At 57.6% G+C, this 16,079-nt stretch carries 12 protein-coding genes; all 12 read left to right on the forward strand.

Annotated features, from left to right (window positions below; translation table 11 throughout):
• The first annotated feature begins 3 nt into the window (after positions 1–3).
• The 12 genes from BLR09_RS03435 to BLR09_RS03490 are packed head-to-tail and all read left to right on the forward strand — an operon-like array spanning position 4 to position 16,050.
• Positions 4–1,374 (forward strand): glycoside hydrolase family 140 protein, encoded by a 1,371-nt coding sequence (locus tag BLR09_RS03435; protein WP_093197697.1) that lies wholly within the window; start codon positions 4–6, stop codon positions 1,372–1,374.
• Positions 1,371–2,270, forward strand: a complete 900-nt coding sequence (locus BLR09_RS03440; protein ID WP_093197699.1) for a glycoside hydrolase family 43 protein — start codon at positions 1,371–1,373, stop codon at positions 2,268–2,270. Before BLR09_RS03435 ends, BLR09_RS03440 begins: the two co-directional genes overlap by 4 nt.
• Entirely contained in the window at positions 2,254–4,092 is a 1,839-nt protein-coding gene (locus BLR09_RS03445) for an exo-alpha-sialidase (RefSeq protein ID WP_093197701.1), read from the forward strand. Before BLR09_RS03440 ends, BLR09_RS03445 begins: the two co-directional genes overlap by 17 nt.
• 1 nt (position 4,093) lies before the next feature.
• Entirely contained in the window at positions 4,094–5,533 is a 1,440-nt protein-coding gene (locus BLR09_RS03450; RefSeq protein WP_176785435.1) for a sialate O-acetylesterase, read from the forward strand.
• Positions 5,534–5,541: 8 nt separating this feature from the next.
• Complete coding sequence (locus BLR09_RS03455) at positions 5,542–6,654, forward strand: sialidase family protein (protein ID WP_093197706.1); 1,113 nt, start codon at positions 5,542–5,544, stop codon at positions 6,652–6,654.
• Positions 6,655–6,657: 3 nt separating this feature from the next.
• Positions 6,658–7,797, forward strand: coding sequence for an iron-containing alcohol dehydrogenase (locus BLR09_RS03460; protein WP_093197709.1), 1,140 nt, complete (start codon positions 6,658–6,660; stop codon positions 7,795–7,797).
• 3 nt (positions 7,798–7,800) lie between these two features.
• The gene (locus tag BLR09_RS03465; protein ID WP_093197711.1) at positions 7,801–8,718 is read left to right on the forward strand and encodes a dihydrodipicolinate synthase family protein; all 918 of its coding nucleotides are present in this window, start codon (positions 7,801–7,803) and stop codon (positions 8,716–8,718) included.
• On the forward strand, positions 8,715–9,746 hold the full coding sequence (gene pdxA / locus BLR09_RS03470; RefSeq protein WP_093197714.1) for a 4-hydroxythreonine-4-phosphate dehydrogenase PdxA: 1,032 nt from the start codon (positions 8,715–8,717) through the stop codon (positions 9,744–9,746). The genes BLR09_RS03465 and pdxA overlap by 4 nt, the downstream gene beginning before the upstream one ends.
• Positions 9,743–10,813: a four-carbon acid sugar kinase family protein gene (locus tag BLR09_RS03475; RefSeq protein WP_093197716.1), complete on the forward strand. Its 1,071-nt coding sequence runs from the start codon at positions 9,743–9,745 to the stop codon at positions 10,811–10,813. The genes pdxA and BLR09_RS03475 overlap by 4 nt, the downstream gene beginning before the upstream one ends.
• Positions 10,814–10,819: 6 nt before the next feature.
• The gene (locus BLR09_RS03480) at positions 10,820–12,367 is read left to right on the forward strand and encodes a sodium:solute symporter family protein (RefSeq protein WP_093197719.1); all 1,548 of its coding nucleotides are present in this window, start codon (positions 10,820–10,822) and stop codon (positions 12,365–12,367) included.
• Positions 12,368–12,373: 6 nt separating this feature from the next.
• A complete protein-coding gene (locus BLR09_RS03485; protein WP_093197721.1) occupies positions 12,374–13,255 on the forward strand; it encodes a sugar phosphate isomerase/epimerase family protein in 882 nt (293 codons plus the stop codon).
• A gap of 59 nt (positions 13,256–13,314) precedes the next feature.
• A complete protein-coding gene (locus BLR09_RS03490) occupies positions 13,315–16,050 on the forward strand; it encodes a family 78 glycoside hydrolase catalytic domain (RefSeq protein ID WP_093197724.1) in 2,736 nt (911 codons plus the stop codon).
• Positions 16,051–16,079 lie beyond the last annotated feature (29 nt).

Genomic DNA, 16,079 nt, shown 5'->3' on the forward strand with positions numbered 1-16,079 from the left:
ACGATGAAGAAACTACTACTGTCTGTGCTTTTTTTCGGGACAGCGCTGACAGGCACTGCCCAGGTACGTCCGCTGAAGGTATCGGGCCGTTTTCTGGCGACAGACGACAACAAACCGTTTTTCTGGCTGGGAGATACGGCCTGGTTGCTTTTTGGGAAGCTGAACCGGGAAGAAGCGGAGCGATACCTCGAAGACCGCCGGCAGAAAGGCTTCAACGTGATTCAGATTATGGTGCTGCATACCCTGGGTGCGAAAAATGCCTACGGCGATTCGGCGCTGGTGAATAAAAATGTGGCGACACCTCTCGTGACCGGCGGCGCCGATCCGGGTAACGCCGCGGCATATGATTACTGGGATCACGTAGACTACGTCGCCGACCGGGCCGCCGCGAAAGGATTGTACCTCGCACTGGTACCTGTCTGGGGTTCGAATGTGAAAGCAGGGCACGTTTCTCCGGCCCGGGCCGAAGTGTATACCCGGTTTCTGACGGAGCGCTATGGAAAACGGCCGAATATCATCTGGCTCAATGGCGGGGATATCAAGGGGAGTGATTCCCTGGCCGTCTGGCAAACAATCGGTCGGACGTTAAGGCAAACCGACCCGCATCACCTGATTACGTTTCATCCCCGCGGCCGGACGACGTCGTCGGAGTGGTTTCACACCGAAAACTGGCTGGATTTCAATATGTTCCAGTCGGGTCACCGGACGTATGAGCAGGATACGACAGCTTCGGAGCGCTGGCACTTCGGCGAAGACAACTGGAAATTTGCCGAACACGATTACAGCCTGAAACCGGCAAAACCGACGATCGACGGCGAGCCCTCGTACGAGCAGATTCCCCACGGCCTCCACGATCCGAAACAGCCCCGCTGGCAGGCCGCCGACGTTCGCCGCTATGGCTACTGGTCGGTTTTCGCCGGCGCTTTTGGCTATACCTATGGACATAATTCGATTATGCAGATGCACCGGCAGACGGCCCGCCAGTCGTCCTATGGCGCACTGGATTCCTGGCAACAGGCGCTGAATGCCGAAGGCGCCCGGCAGATGGTCTACCTCAAAAAACTGCTGGAGTCCCGTTCGTTCTTTGACCGGGTGCCGGATCAGTCGCTCGTCGCCAATTCCGGCACCCGGTATGCCTACCTGCCCGCGTGCCGGGGTGCAGCATACGCGCTGGTTTATACGTATACCGGACGAACGATTGAATTCAATGCCCGAAAAACTGGCTGGAAGAAGCTGAAAGCCTACTGGTACTCTCCAAAAAACGGAAAACAAACGACTATCGGGACGTTCGACGCCAAACCGGTACTCTCCTTTGACCCTCCGGGAACCCCCGCGCCGGGTAATGACTGGGTGCTGATCGTGGAAAAAGGATGAGAAAGTATGCGTGGATACTAAGTCTGACGCTGGCCGCCTGCAATCCGAAGGCCTGGGTATTTACCTCCTTCCGGGAGCCGGCCAATGGCGGCCTGCGGCTGCTGACCAGCCGGGATGCCCGGCACTGGACGGATAGCCAGCGAATCGTACTTGTCCCGGAGAAAGGAAAAGTACTCCGCGATCCGTCCATCGCGCAGGGAAAAGACGGCATGTTTCACGTCGTCTGGACGAGCGCCTGGAAAGGTGAACGGCAGTTTGGCTACGCCCGATCAGCAGACCTGATTCACTGGTCCGAGCCGACCTATATACCCGTGATGGAGCAGGAGCCGTCTACCGTTAATGTATGGGCGCCGGAGCTGTTTTACGACGAAGACAATAACCGGTTTTTGATTATTTGGGCCTCAACGGTTCCGCACCGGTTTGAAAAAGGGGTAGAGGCAGAAGATAATAATCATCGCCTGTATTACATGGAAACGACTGATTTCCAGACGTTTTCTCCGACGGGATTATTCCTTGATCCCGGGTTCAGCGCGATTGACGCCGTTATCGTCCGCCGGAAAAAAGACGACTATGTCCTGGTATTCAAAGACAATACCCGACCGGAGCGGAACCTCCGGGTAGCGTTTTCGGGGCAGGCGGCGGGACCGTATACCCGCGTTTCGGCGCCGTTTACCGGAAAGCTGACCGAAGGGCCGACAGTAGTCCGGACCGGAAAAGAATACCTGATCTACTTTGATGACTACGGGAATAAGCGGTTTGGATGCATGAAAACGCTTGATTTTCAAACGTTTGTTGATATTTCCGGGGAAGTATCTCTCCCTGAAGGACATAAACACGGCACTATTCTCCGCCTTCCGGAGAAAGTGCGGAAAAAAGGATATGAAGCGAATCAGTAAACTGTTATTGCTCACGAGCCTGGCCGTTCGGACGGTCTGCGCACAGGATACGGTCCGGTATACAGGCGGTACCCTGTCGAACGTGGACTACCACCATGGGCAGCTTCCGGTGGCCGTCGGCGTACACAATACCCAGGTACTGCGTGCCAATCGCGAGCATCCCGAACGCGCAGGCGGATTCGACTGGACCTACAACCACGCGCCCATGCTCGCTTACTGGAATGGTACCTTTTACCTCCAGTACCTGAGCAATCCGGTAGGGGAGCACGTCGGTCCTGGCCGAACATTACTTCTCACATCAAAAGATGGCTACAATTGGTCAAAACCCGGGGTGATTTTCCCCGTCATAAAAGTACCCGACGGATGGAAAAAAGAGGGACGGCCCGAAATAGCCAAAGACCTTCCGGCAGTCATGCACCAGCGCATGGGGTTCTATGTATCCAAGAAAAAGCGCCTCCTGACGCTGGCGTATTACGGCATCGTCATGGGTCCGAAAGATGATCCGAACGATGGGCGGGGTATCGGGCGGGTGGTCCGTGAAATCCGCGCAGACGGGTCATACGGGCCGATTTACTTCATTCGTCCCAACAAAACCTTTGACGTCAGAAAGACGGATTTACCGCTGTATTCGGCGTCGTCTGACAAAGGATTCGTCGAAGCCTGTCAGGAATTAATGGCCAACCCGCTGATGATGCAGCAATGGGTGGAAGAGGCCGACCGGGATGACCCGCTCATCCCCCTGAAGAAAGAACTGAAAGCCTTCAGTTTTTACCATCTGGCGGACAGACGCGTGGTTGGTCTCTGGAAAAATGCCCTGACGTCCGTCAGCACCGACGAAGGAAAAACCTGGCAGTACAGCCCGTTACGTGCTCCGGGATTTGTAAACAGCAATGCAAAGATCTGGGGGCAGCGGACGTCTGACGGCCGGTATGCTACCGTCTACAATCCCTCTGAATTCCGCTGGCCGCTGGCTATTTCAACGAGCGATAACGGTCTGAATTACAATGATTTACTGCTGGTCAACGGAGAAATTACCACGATGCGCTATGGTGGCGCCTACAAATCCTATGGCCCGCAGTATGTGCGGGGTATTCAGGAGGGAGACGGTACGCCTCCGGGAAGTAACCTGTGGGTAGCATACAGCGTGAACAAGGAGGATATCTGGGTAGCCGAAATTCCGGTACCGGTGACGGAGACAGTCACTTCTCATCCCGACGAAACGTTTGACCGCCTCCCGGACGGGAAAGAACTGACCTACTGGAACCTGTACAGCCCGCTGGAGGCAACCGCCCGTATCGAAAAGAAGAATATTAAGTCGCTGGTATTGAGAGACAAAGACCCATTTGATTACGCAAAAGCGGAACGTGTCGTACCGGAATCCCGGCGGCTGGCGGTGGAGTTTGCCGTTATGGCAGAACACTACAACGGAAGGCTGCAGATCGAAGCGCTGGACGCGAAAGGAACGGCTGCCGTGCGGCTTACGCTGGGCCCGGACAGTGTGCTTTCAGCCAAAACCGGATACCGGGAATCCCGTATTGCCGGATACAAAGCCGGTGAGGAGCATGTCATTCGCCTGGAATTGGACGCCGGTAAGCGCATGTGCCGCGTCCGGGTAGACGGCAGAGACGCGGGTCTCAAAATCTTTTTCGCACCGGTAGCGTCTTTTCGCCGGATCAGCTTCCGGACCGGACCGGTACGCCGCTTTCCGGACGCGGACACGCCAACCGATCAGTCATTCGACTTGCCGGATGCAGGGCGAAGCGATGCGGAGGCGGTTTTCCGGATTTCGCGATTCAAAACGGAACCGATCAACGGATTATAGGATGGTACGCTGGATGCTGCTTTTTTGTCTGGTTTCGGCCGTTGTGCGGGCTGAGGTCGTGTTGCCCCGGGTTTTCGGGCATCACATGGTCCTTCAGCGCGGCAAGCCGCTGACGGTGTGGGGCAACGCTGCGGCGGAGGAGGGGGTAACCGTGCGGTTTTCGGAACGGTCGGCCAGGACGTATGCCGGGACGGATGGTCGCTGGCAGGTGGTATTACCTGCTTTTCCGGCGTCGGCTGTCCCGGCGGATCTGGTGATTCAGGGGACGAATACGATTGTGTTACAGGACATTCTGGTAGGGGAGGTATGGCTGTGTTCGGGGCAGTCGAACATGGAATATACCCTTCGGAAAAACAGCAAAGTAAGCCCGGAACTGGGGGAGAAATACCGGATAGACGGGCGCAGCCCCGTTGAAGTACTCGACGCACCGCGACCTGCCGCGATCCGTTGGTTTCTCGTCAACCGGAAGACCCTGCCGCAACCGGACTCCGCACATGCGGGCTGGCTTCCGGCGACGGACCCGTCGGTCCGTACCTTTTCCGCGCCGGCGTACTTCTTTGCCGAAGAACTGCAGCGTAAGCTTGGCGTACCGGTGGGCGTGATCGCCTCAGCGGTACCGGGCAGCCGGATTGAGCCGTGGATAGATCCGACCGTTTACCGCGAAACGTTTTCTGTGGAAGAAGGGGACCCCGGCAAGTTTTTCACGCCGATGATCCGGCCGCTTGCGCCTTTGTCTCTCGCCGGTATACTCTGGTACCAGGGCGAATCGAACTGCTTTTTGGGAGAAACGGACCGCTACACCCGGAAACTGAAGACGCTCGTCCGCAACTGGCGGACGGCATGGAACGACCAGCAGCTACCCTTTTATTTCGTCCAACTGGCGCCGTACCGGTATTCGGCGGCGTCCGGAAAGGTACACCTGACGCGGGAATCTCTGCCCGCCTTCTGGGAAGCGCAGGAAGCAGTACTGACCGAGCCGTATACAGGAATGGTTACGATAACGGACCTGATCGTCGACCCGGGCGACCTGCACCCGCCTTTCAAGTGGGAGATCGGGCGGCGCCTGGCGCGCCTGGCACTTTCCGATACGTATCAGCGAAAGGATGAAACAGACTCCGGCCCGGTCCTGCGTCAGGCAGAAACCTGTGGGCAAAATCTGGTTCTTTCTTTCGGGAAGACAGGTGCAGGCCTCGCCAGTCGTGACGGCAAATACCTCACCGGATTTGAGCTCGCCGGAAATGACGGGGTTTTCGTTCCCGCAGAAGCCGATATCATCAGCGAGACAGAAATCAGGGTACATGCGAAAACGGTGAAACACCCGGTCTCCGTCCGTTTCGGATGGGACGAGGTCGGACAGGCGAATCTTGTCAACCGGGAGGGCTGGCCTGCGCGACCGTTCCGTAAGCAGCTAACGGAGCCGTCGGCTCGCCGGAAAAAATAAAAACCGATATGAAAAAATGGTACGCCTTGCTGGGTATCTGGATGGCCGGAAATGCGGCCTTCGCCCAGGTGGAAAAATGGCAGAGCGGAGTGCTGAAGCAGGAATTTCTGTTTGAGCAGGCATCGTTTCCCGAAAGCCATGCGGCGACGATCGCAGAAACGCCTGCCGGCCTCGTAACGGCCTGGTTTGGCGGGACGAAGGAACGGAATCCGGACGTCTGCATCTGGGTAAGCCGTCTGGAAAAAGAACGCTGGACGGCGCCGGCCCGCGTCGCCGACGGCATCGTCAACGACACCCTCCGCTACGCCTGCTGGAACCCGGTCCTTTACCAGATTCCCGGCGGCGAACTGATGCTTTTTTATAAAACAGGCCCGAGCCCGTCGACCTGGAAAGGATGGCTTAAAACGTCTGCTGACGGTGGGAAAACCTGGTCTGCGGCGCGCGCGCTGCCGGAAGGGTATATCGGCCCCGTAAAAAATAAGCCGGTGCTACTCGCCAACGGCAACCTCGTATGCCCGACCAGCACCGAAGGCAAGGGCTGGAAGCTCTTTCTGGAAATCACGCCGGATTTCGGAAAAACCTGGCGAAAAGTAGCCATTCCCGATGGCGGCCTGAATGCCATCCAGCCCAGCGTGCTTTTTCACGGCAGGCGCCGGCTGCAGCTGCTTGCACGTAGCAAGGACCGGGCGCTGGTGGAATCCTGGTCGGACGACGACGGCGAAACCTGGACGCCGCTCACCAAAAGTACCCTTCCCAACAACAACTCCGGAACAGATGCGGTGACGCTCCGGGACGGCCGGCAGCTGCTGGTTTACAACCACGTACTGCCTCCCGGTACCCTTGCCAAAGGTCCCCGGACGCCGCTCCACGTGTCGGTTTCGAAGGATGGAAAACAGTGGGAGGCAGCGGCTATTCTGGAAGACTCTCCGGTCAGTCAGTATTCCTATCCCTCTGTGATTCAGACGAAAGACGGGCTCGTTCACGTCGTCTATACCTGGCGGAGGCAGAAAATCCGGCATGCTGTCATCGATCCGAAAGCACTGAAACCCCAAACGATCCGCGACGGACAGTGGCCGGCCCTGCCGGGCTACCAGCCGCCTGTCGCCGGAACAACCAACTGATACATGCAACCGATCTACTTTCCCGGTAAGCTCGTGGTAGGGCCGGGTACGCTGGCACAACTGGCAGACGACGTACGGAGCCTTGCGCCGTCGAAGGTCTTCTTGCTGACAATTCCGCCTTTGTTGGAGGCCATAACTCCGCTGATACAGGCGCTGGAAGATGCCGGGCGCAAAGTCCGCGTCGATACGGGCATTGCGCAGGAGCCGTCCTTCGGAGATTTTCACCGCCTCCTGGCAGAGGCAGAGTCCTTCGGGCCCGATGCGGTGCTGGGTATCGGCGGCGGGAGCGTGCTGGATGTCGCCAAACTGGTCGCCGCGATGTGTGGCAACGAGCAGCGCCTGGAAGAGGTTGTGGGTAACGGACTACTCCGGCGACGGACGACCCGCCTGATCTGTGTGCCGGCGACGTCCGGTACCGGCAGCGAGGTATCGCCCAATGCCATCCTCATCGACGACGCGGATCACCAGAAAAAAGGCATTATCAGCCCGTTTCTCGTGCCCGATGTCGTGTATGTAGATCCGCTGCTGACGGTAAGTGTACCGGCGGCAATCACTGCCGCGACGGGTCTTGACGCGCTCACGCATTGCCTGGAAGCCTATACAAACCGGTTTGCCCAGCCGCTGGTCGATGGCTATGCGCTGGACGGCATCCGGAGAATAGCCGCGCACCTGGTACAGGCCGTTCGCGACGGCTCAGACATCCAGGCCCGGAGTGAAGTAGCCCTCGGAAGCCTGTTGGGAGGCTTTTGCCTCGGGCCCGTGAATACCGCCGCCGTGCATGCGCTGGCCTATCCGCTGGGAACGAGCTATCGGTTGCCGCACGGACTGTCAAACGCCCTTTTACTTCCCTACGTCATGGCCTATAATGTTCCGGCGGCAGAAAGCCGGTATGCCGACGTGGCGCGGGCGCTGGGCTGCCCCGAAGGCCTGACGATCCGGGAAACGGCCGAAGCCGGTATCGACCGGGTTCGGGATCTGGTAGCTGCCTGCGGTATTCCGGCTCGTCTGCGGGACGCCGGAGTACTGGAAGAAGACCTGCCGGCTCTGGCCGGAGATGCCCTGAAAATCCAGCGATTACTGAAAAACAACCCAAGAGAAATCACGCTCGCCGACGCGGTTTCGATCTACCAGGCCGCTTTTTGACCGATGAAAGAGCCAAAACCTTACCGGGGCATTGTGGTGCCGCTGGTGACTCCTCTGACAAAAACGTACCACCTCGATATGCCGGCGGTGGTTCGCATGCACACTCACCTGCAGGCCAGTGAGGCGATGCCTTTTATCCTCGGAACAACCGGCGAAGCGGCCTCCCTGCCGGTCACAGTAAAGCAGGCGTATGTGCGGGAGGCTGTGCGACTGAAACCGCGTATGCTCTATGCCGGGATTTCCGGAAACTGCCTGGAAGAGTCGGTCGATTTTGCCCGCTTTTGCTTTGACGAAGGAGTCGACGCGGTAGCTGCGACCCTTCCGACGTATTACTACCTTTCTGAAGATCAGATGCTCCGGTACTTTGAGCAGCTTGCCGAGCGTATTCCCGGACCGCTGATTATCTACAACATTCCGTCTACGACGCATATGTCTATTCCGCTCGGCGTGATCGACCGGCTGAGCTACCACGACCGGATCGTCGGAACGAAGGATTCGGAACGAAGCGAGCAACGACTGAATGAGTCCCTGAGCCTGTGGGCGCACCGGCCGGACTTCAGTCATTTGCTGGGTTGGGCGGCCAAGTCGGCGTATGCCCTGCTGCATGGGAGCGACGGGCTTATACCGAGTACCGGAAATGTCCTTCCGTCGGTCTACCGCAGTATGCTGCGTGCGGTGGAAGAGGGAGATGCCGAACGGGCGTATCTCTTCCAAAAGCAATCGGACCTGATCGGCGGGTTGTACCAGTCCGGAAAAACGCTTGGAGAGTCTCTCTGGGCATTGAAAGTGCTGATGGAGGAATATGAGCTCTGCGGCCCGACGGTCATGCCTCCGCTTCAGGCGCTGTCTGACCGCGAAGCCGATCGCCTGCGACGCGCCTTAGCCGAACTCCTTGAAAAAGAAGAACTTCTCGAAAAATGACACATACAAAGCCCATCGTCGGCATTACCATGGGAGACCCGGCGAGTATCGGTCCTGAAATCGCCCTGAAAGCTATTCCGCAGGTGCGGGACACGTGCCGGCCGTTGCTGGTGGGCGACGCAGGCGTTTTCGCCGATATCGCCCGACGGCTTCAGATCGATATCGCCATTCACCCGGTCGGCCGGGTGGAAGACGCCCGTTTTGAGGAGGGAACGGTCGACGTCTATGACCTTCAGAACGTAGACCTTGATCAACTGCGTTTCGGGGAAATTTCGGCGATGGCCGGAGAAGCCTCCTTTGCGGCGGTGAAGACGGTGATTGAATTAGCACTGGCCGGAGATATCGAGGCGACTGTCACCGGCCCGATTCACAAAAAAGCAGTCAACGAAGCCGGGCATCTTTTCGCCGGACACACCGAAATCTATGCCCATTTCACGAATACAAAGAAATACGGGATGTTGCTGGTGGAAGATAACCTCAAGGTCATCCATGTCTCTACCCACGTATCGCTCCGGCAGGCATGTGACCTGGTGCGGAAGGACCGGATCGTCGAAGTCGTCGAGCTATTGAACCAGGGCCTTATTTCCCTGGGGGAAGCCAACCGGAAAATCGGCGTAGCCGGATTAAATCCGCACGCGGGTGATTCGGGGTTGTTCGGCACGGAAGACGACCAGGAAATCGCCCCGGCCGTAGAAGAAGCCCGCCGGCGCGGGTTCGACGTGGACGGGCCGGTACCCGCCGATACCCTTTTTTCCAAAGCGGCAACGGGATACTACGGAGGCGTAGTGGCGATGTACCACGATCAGGGTCATATTCCTTTCAAACTCAATGGATTCCGGTGGAACGCCGAAAAACAGCAGATGGATAGCGTAAAGGGGGTAAATATTACGATGGGGCTGCCGATTATCCGGACATCGGTCGACCACGGTACCGCTTTTGAAATTGCAGGGAAAGGCGTTGCCAGCCCTGATGCGATGATCCTGGCTATTGGCTCGGCCGTCCGGTTGGCCGAAAACCGACGGTCGTGATAGCGGTACTGGCAGACGACCTCACCGGCGCCGCGGAAATCGCCGGTATCGGCAGGCGGTACGGCTTGCGGACGGAGCTGGCGCTGGATATCATTCCGGATACACAGCCCGATTTGCTCGTCGTCACGGCCGATACCCGGTCGCTCAGCGAAGAAGAAGCGATCCATCGTACCGGCGAACTATGCCGTAAGTTGCTGACCCTGAATCCCGAATGGGTCTACAAAAAGATTGATTCGGTACTGCGTGGACACGTACGGGCGGAGCTGGAGGTACAGCGTGCGGTTTTCGGTCAACAAAAAGTATGGATCGTTCCCGCGCATCCGTTAATGGAACGGGGTGTCAAAAACGGACTTTATGTTAGCGGGGGACGGTTGATTTCGGAAACGGCCTTTGCCCATGACCCGGAATTTCCGGTAAAAGATGCGCGGGTAACGCGTCTGCTCAATCTGCCTGAAGCTGTGTCAGTCCGTGTTGGCGAACCGCTTCCCGCCTTCGCCGGCTGGTTCATAGGGGAGGCGACTTCTCCGGAAGAAATAGCAGGATGGGCGATGCGCTGCGAAGGCCTGCTGGCCGGCGCCGCGCCTTTTTTCGAAGCCTGTCTGAGGCAGCGGGCAGGTGCGCCGGTGATGCCGGAATGTCCGGTTCCCGGAAAGCGCCGCCTGTATATCTGCGGCAGTACCTTTCGTTCTGAAAAGACACGCCGCGCGGCGCAAACGGATGGAAATGTGGTAGTTATCCCCCGTGAAAACGATCAGAAGGCGGTATTGCCGGAACGGGATACCCTGATACTGGCTGCACCGACGGAACGGGAAGCAGATCCGAACGCCGTGAAATACCGCATGGCGACGTATGCTGCGGAGCTATATACCGATTTTGTTCCGGAAGAATTGCTGATTGAAGGTGGTGCGACTGCGGCGGCGGTACTGCGGCAGTTGAATTTCCGCCACCTGACCGATGTAAACGAACTGGCGCCGGGAGTAGTCCGGTGCCGCCTGCCGGACAACCGGCATGTGATCCTCAAACCTGGCAGTTATCCCTGGGCCCCCGGCCTGTGGGTGGCCGACTGAAAAAACATGAATACTTCGGCACTGGGCATACTGGATTATGTCCTTATCGTCGGGGTACTGGCGATTAACCTCTATTTCGGGTTGCGCTATGCCCGCCAACAGCAAACGACACAGGCGTATTTCGCAGCGAAAGGACGGGTACCTTCCTGGGCGCTGGGGCTGTCGCTGCTCGCGACCCTGATCAGCAGTGTGACGTTTCTGGGCTATCCCGCCGAAGGATACGCCTCCAACTGGCTGCTGCTGGTACAGGGATTGATGGTACCCCTCGTCCTGCTCGGAGCGATCTGGTTTATCGTGCCGCTTTACCGCCGGGTAATCGGCCTGAGTACCTATGAATATTTCGAGAAACGATTCGGGCTGCTGGCGAGGTACTATGCTTCCGTGGCCTTTGTATTGCGGCAGTTTTCGGGTATGGGGACGGTGTTTTTCCTGCTTTCTGTCGCACTGACGCGGATTACGGGAGGCGAAACGTGGTACCTGATTCTGGTAGTAGGCCTGATCATTATCGCCGTAAACCTGCTCGGCGGCATCGAAGCGGTGATCTGGCTGGATGTGTTTCAGGGGTTTATGCTTTTCGCCAGCGGGATACTTTGCCTGGTCGTCATATTGTTTTCGGTGAACGGAGGGCTGCCGGAAGTATGGCGTGTTGCTTCTGAAAACGGCCGGACCGGATTCGGTCCGTACGACGCGGACCTGACACGTATGACGTTCTGGGTAATGGCGATCAACGGTGCGTTTTATGCCATTCAGAAATACGGAACGGACCAGACGGTTGTCCAGCGCTACCTCACCGCCAAAACGGACCGTTCCGCGATCCGGGCGTCGCTGCTCGGTATTTCCCTGACGGTTCCGGTGTGGTCGCTCTTCATGTTTATCGGAACGGCGTTGTTTGTGTATTATCGTCAGAACCCATTGCCTGAGGGCACCCGGCCGGATGGGGTTTTTCCCTATTTTATTATGACGCATTTTCCGCCGGGCGTTGTCGGATTTATTCTTGCCGCGATGATTTCGGCAGCGATTTGCAGCCTCAGCGCCGACCTCAACTCCCTGGCGGCGGTAGGCCTGGAAGATTTCTATAAAAAAGCCCGTCCCGGTCGCGCGGACGACGAATACCTCCGGGCCAGTAAGGTGATGGTGGTCTTTTCAGGAATACTGGCCATGGCGATCGGGTTTATCTACCTGCGTGCCGGAGGAGAGGGCGTTCTGGGTGTGGTGTTTACGCTGTATGCAATTTTCTCGGGAGGAATTGTCGGTATTTTTCTGCTGGGGGTTTTCAGTTCACGGGCCAACCGGCAGGGGGTGAATATCGCGATTGTCGTGTGTGTGTTGTTTACAGCTTATGCGTTTCTGACGTCTACTCCGGTGGGTTCGGGACTGCTGCTGGATCTGGGACCTTATAATTTCCCTCACCACAAACTGATGCTCGGCGTTTACAGCCACCTCGTCGTCATCGGGGTGGGGTATGTGGCGAGTCTGTTTTTTCCGGCGCCTGACTGCCCGGACAACCTGCTGTACCGGCGCCGGCGGAAGGAAGTGCCGATACCCTCTCACTGACCTGCTATGAACCGTCGTGATTTTCTTGTCCGCAGTACGGCTACCGTAGTGGCAGGCTGCCTGTCCGCGCCTCTGGCGGAAGCAAAATCCCTGCCCCGGCGTATCGCCGTGGTAGACCTGATGATCCTCAAACGCCAAAAACTGAGCGCGTTTGATCTCACGCATGAAATAGGCGCAGACGGCCTCGAACTGGACATGGGGGGCCTTGGCAACCGGGAGACGTTTGACAACAAACTGGCTGATCCGGCTATCCGTCAGCTGTTTGCCGAAAAAGCACGGGAGCTGAATATCAGCATTTGTTCGCTGGCAATGACGGGATTCTATGCGCAGTCGTTCGCGACCCGCCCCACCTGGAAGCGCATGATTCAGGATTGCCTGGATACCGCCAAAGCCCTGAATGTCAAGGTAGTATTTCTGCCGCTGGGGGTACAGGGAGATCTGCTTCAACATCCGGAGCTACGCCCGGCCATTGTCGGACGTCTGCGGGAGGCGGGTAAGATGGCGAAGCAGGCAGGCGTTGTGATTGGGATCGAAACGGCGCTCGACGCGCGCGGAGAAGTAGCCCTGTTACAGGAAATCGGCTCGAAACACGTACAGATCTATTTCAATTTCTCGAACCCCCTGAAAGCCGGAAGAGACCTCCATGCCGAGTTACGCATACTGGGCCGGAAGCGCATTTGCCAGATTCATTGTACCGACGAAGACGGGGTTTTACTCGAAAACAATACCCGCCTTGACATGCGGAAAGTCCGCGATACGCTCGACGACCTCGGCTGGCAGGGCTGGCTGGTCATCGAACGCTCGCGCGATGCGAACGACCCGCGCAACGTCAAAAAGAACTTTGGCGCGAATACACGCTTTCTCAAATCGGTTTTTCAGCCGGCGTAACGGAACAGGATGGCGCGGACATCTCTTTTCACGTACTTGCTGTACTGACCTCATTATGTATGCGTTACCTTTTCCTCCTGCTGCTCTCGGGCCGGTTGCTGGCCCAGGCTCCTGCGAACCTGCGTTGCGATTACCGCGTGGATCCGCTCGGCGTGTCATCCGCACAACCCATGCTGAGCTGGGAGCTGACGAACGACCGCCGCGATGTCCTGCAAAAAGCCTATCGGATTAGGGTGGCCGAGTCGCCGGAAGACCTGAAACGCGGCCGAAACCTGGTCTGGGACTCCGGAAAGGTACGTTCCGACGCGTCCATTCAGGTTGCCTATGCCGGAAAACCGCTGGAAGCTACCCGGAAGTACTACTGGAAAGTCTGCGTGTGGGATAACCGGAAAGGCCGGCCCGACTGGAGCCGTACCGCCAGCTGGCAGACAGGACTCCTGCAGCGGGCAGACTGGAAAGGCGCTTCCTGGATTGCGTATGAAAAGCTCGCGGATTCGCTTGTGGCGGCGCTTCCTCCCGAAGGAAAAAAAGACAAGGTGCAGGGCGGGAATATCCTGCCCCTGATCCGGAAGGAGTTTTCGGTGAAGAAGCCCGTCCGGTCTGCCACGCTGTTCATCGCAGGACCGGGGCATTTTGACGCCAGCCTCGACGGACAACGGATCGGGGATCACTTTCTTGACGCCGGATGGACGAAATACGACAAGGAGGCTCAGTATGTCACGTTCGATCTCACTGATCGCCTAAAAGAGGGCAATCATGCCCTCGGCGTGATGCTGGGGAATGGATTTTACTACGTTCCGCCCGTCAAAAACCGGTATCGCAAGCTGAAAAGCATGTTTGGTTACCCAAAGCTGATCGCGCGGCTGCAGGTACGGTACGCAGACGGAACCTCGGAAGATATGGTCACCGACGCCTCCTGGCAGACGGCGCCGGGACCGGTTACCTTTTCCAGCATTTACGGAGGCGAAGACTACGACGCGCGCCTGGAGCAACCGGGCTGGGATCAGGCCGGCTTCCGGGGTCAGGGCTGGAAGCCGGCGCTGGTTGTCGACGGTCCACCCTCCCTTATTCCTCAAACCCAGGAGCCACTGAAGGTTTTCGAAACCTTTTCCCCGAAGAAAAAACAACAGCACGCGAATGGAGACTGGGTCTATGATTTCGGGCAGAATGCCTCGGCGATTATCCGGCTGCGTGTACGGGGAAAGGCCGGAGATACCCTGCGTTTGTACCCGGGCGAACTGTTGAAAGAAGACGGTACGGCAGATCAGCAGGCATCAGGCGGACCTTCGTATTTTCAGTATATCCTGCGCGGCGACGGCGAAGAGACCTGGCAGCCGCAGTTTACGTACTATGGTTTCCGCTATGTCCAGGTGAAGGGCGGTATTCCGGCCGGAGAAGCAAACCCGGCTCACCGCCCGGAAATCCTGGAGCTGACGAGCCTGCACGTGCGGAACGCCGCGCCTGCGATCGGTGATTTTACTTGTTCAAACGACCTGTTCAACCGGACGCATACGCTCATCGACTGGGCCATCCGAAGCAACATGGCGAGTGTTTTCACCGATTGTCCCCACCGCGAAAAACTCGGCTGGCTGGAAGAACTGCACCTCATGGGGGGCTCGGTGCGGTATCGGTACGACATCGCAACCCTGCTCCGGAAGGCCGTCCGGGATATGCAGCAGTCACAGTTACCCAACGGGCTGGTGCCGGAAATATCTCCTGAATACGTTCAGTTTGACTGGGGCGGCGGTATTTTCCGTGACTCGCCGGAGTGGGGAAGTAGCGCTATCATCGTGCCGTGGTACCTGTATCAGTGGTTTGGCGACGGCGACGTACTCCGCGAAAGTTACCCCATGATGCAGCGGTACATTGCCTACCTTGGTACCAAAGCCGACGGTCATATTCTCCGGCAGGGACTGGGCGACTGGTATGATCTCGGGCCCAAAGCGCCGGGAGTATCTCAGCTGACGCCGATGGGTGTTACCGGAACCGCCATTTATTATTACGACCTGAATATCCTGGAAAAGGTAGCTGCCTTCCTCGGAAAAGATGCCGATGCCGAACAGTATCGTAACCTGGCAGCCTCCGTGAAAAAAGCATTCAACACTACTTTCTTTCACGCGGATACCAAACAGTACGCCACCAATAGTCAGACCGCCAACGCCATGGCGCTCTTTATGAAACTGGCTGATCCTCAGGATGAGAAAGCAATAGTTGACCACATTGTACAGGACATACGTTCCCGCAATAACAGCCTGACCGCCGGGGATATCGGGTATCGTTACCTGCTTCGGGCGTTGGAAGATGCCGGTCGCTCTGACGTGATTTACGACATGAACAGCCGCTCCGACGTTCCCGGCTACGGCTATCAGCTGGCGCAGGGAGCTACGGCGCTCACCGAGTCGTGGCAGGCGCTCGCAGCTTCGTCCAATAATCACTTTATGCTTGGCCATTTGATGGAATGGCTGTATGCAGGGTTGGTCGGGATCAAGCAGACGGAAGCGTCTGTTGCCTTCCGGAATACGGTTATTTACCCGCAGCCGGTGGGAGACGTGACCTTCGCCGGGGCTTCCTATGGCTCGCCCTATGGCCACATCCGCTGCGAATGGCGGCGGGAGGGAAGTGCGTTCTCCCTGCAGGTACGTATTCCGCCGAATACCCGCGCAATGGTATACCTGCCCATGAAACCAGGCCGGCATATTACCGAGAGTGGACGGGCGGTACAGCCGGAGGCGGTGGAAAATGACCGGGCGCGTATAGTTGTCGGCTCGGGAGAGTACCATTTTCGTGTGGAATAGGAAGGATGGCTGTTTGAAATTGATTTGAT

The sequence above is a fragment of the Siphonobacter aquaeclarae genome (assembly GCF_900103285.1).
Taxonomy (GTDB): Bacteria; Bacteroidota; Bacteroidia; order Cytophagales; family Spirosomataceae; genus Siphonobacter; species Siphonobacter aquaeclarae.

Excerpts from the sequence above, each read along its gene's own strand:
- BLR09_RS03455 (WP_093197706.1), top strand. The coding sequence starts at position 5,542 with ATGAAAAAATGGTACGCCTTGCTGGGTATCTGGATGGCCGGAAATGCG.
- BLR09_RS03465 (WP_093197711.1), top strand. The coding sequence starts at position 7,801 with ATGAAAGAGCCAAAACCTTACCGGGGCATTGTGGTGCCGCTGGTGACT.
- BLR09_RS03435 (WP_093197697.1), top strand. The coding sequence starts at position 4 with ATGAAGAAACTACTACTGTCTGTGCTTTTTTTCGGGACAGCGCTGACA.
- BLR09_RS03450 (WP_176785435.1), top strand. The coding sequence starts at position 4,094 with ATGGTACGCTGGATGCTGCTTTTTTGTCTGGTTTCGGCCGTTGTGCGG.
- BLR09_RS03490 (WP_093197724.1), top strand. The coding sequence starts at position 13,315 with ATGCGTTACCTTTTCCTCCTGCTGCTCTCGGGCCGGTTGCTGGCCCAG.
- BLR09_RS03485 (WP_093197721.1), top strand. The coding sequence starts at position 12,374 with ATGAACCGTCGTGATTTTCTTGTCCGCAGTACGGCTACCGTAGTGGCA.
- BLR09_RS03440 (WP_093197699.1), top strand. The coding sequence starts at position 1,371 with ATGAGAAAGTATGCGTGGATACTAAGTCTGACGCTGGCCGCCTGCAAT.
- pdxA (WP_093197714.1), top strand. The coding sequence starts at position 8,715 with ATGACACATACAAAGCCCATCGTCGGCATTACCATGGGAGACCCGGCG.
- BLR09_RS03480 (WP_093197719.1), top strand. The coding sequence starts at position 10,820 with ATGAATACTTCGGCACTGGGCATACTGGATTATGTCCTTATCGTCGGG.
- BLR09_RS03460 (WP_093197709.1), top strand. The coding sequence starts at position 6,658 with ATGCAACCGATCTACTTTCCCGGTAAGCTCGTGGTAGGGCCGGGTACG.
- BLR09_RS03445 (WP_093197701.1), top strand. The coding sequence starts at position 2,254 with ATGAAGCGAATCAGTAAACTGTTATTGCTCACGAGCCTGGCCGTTCGG.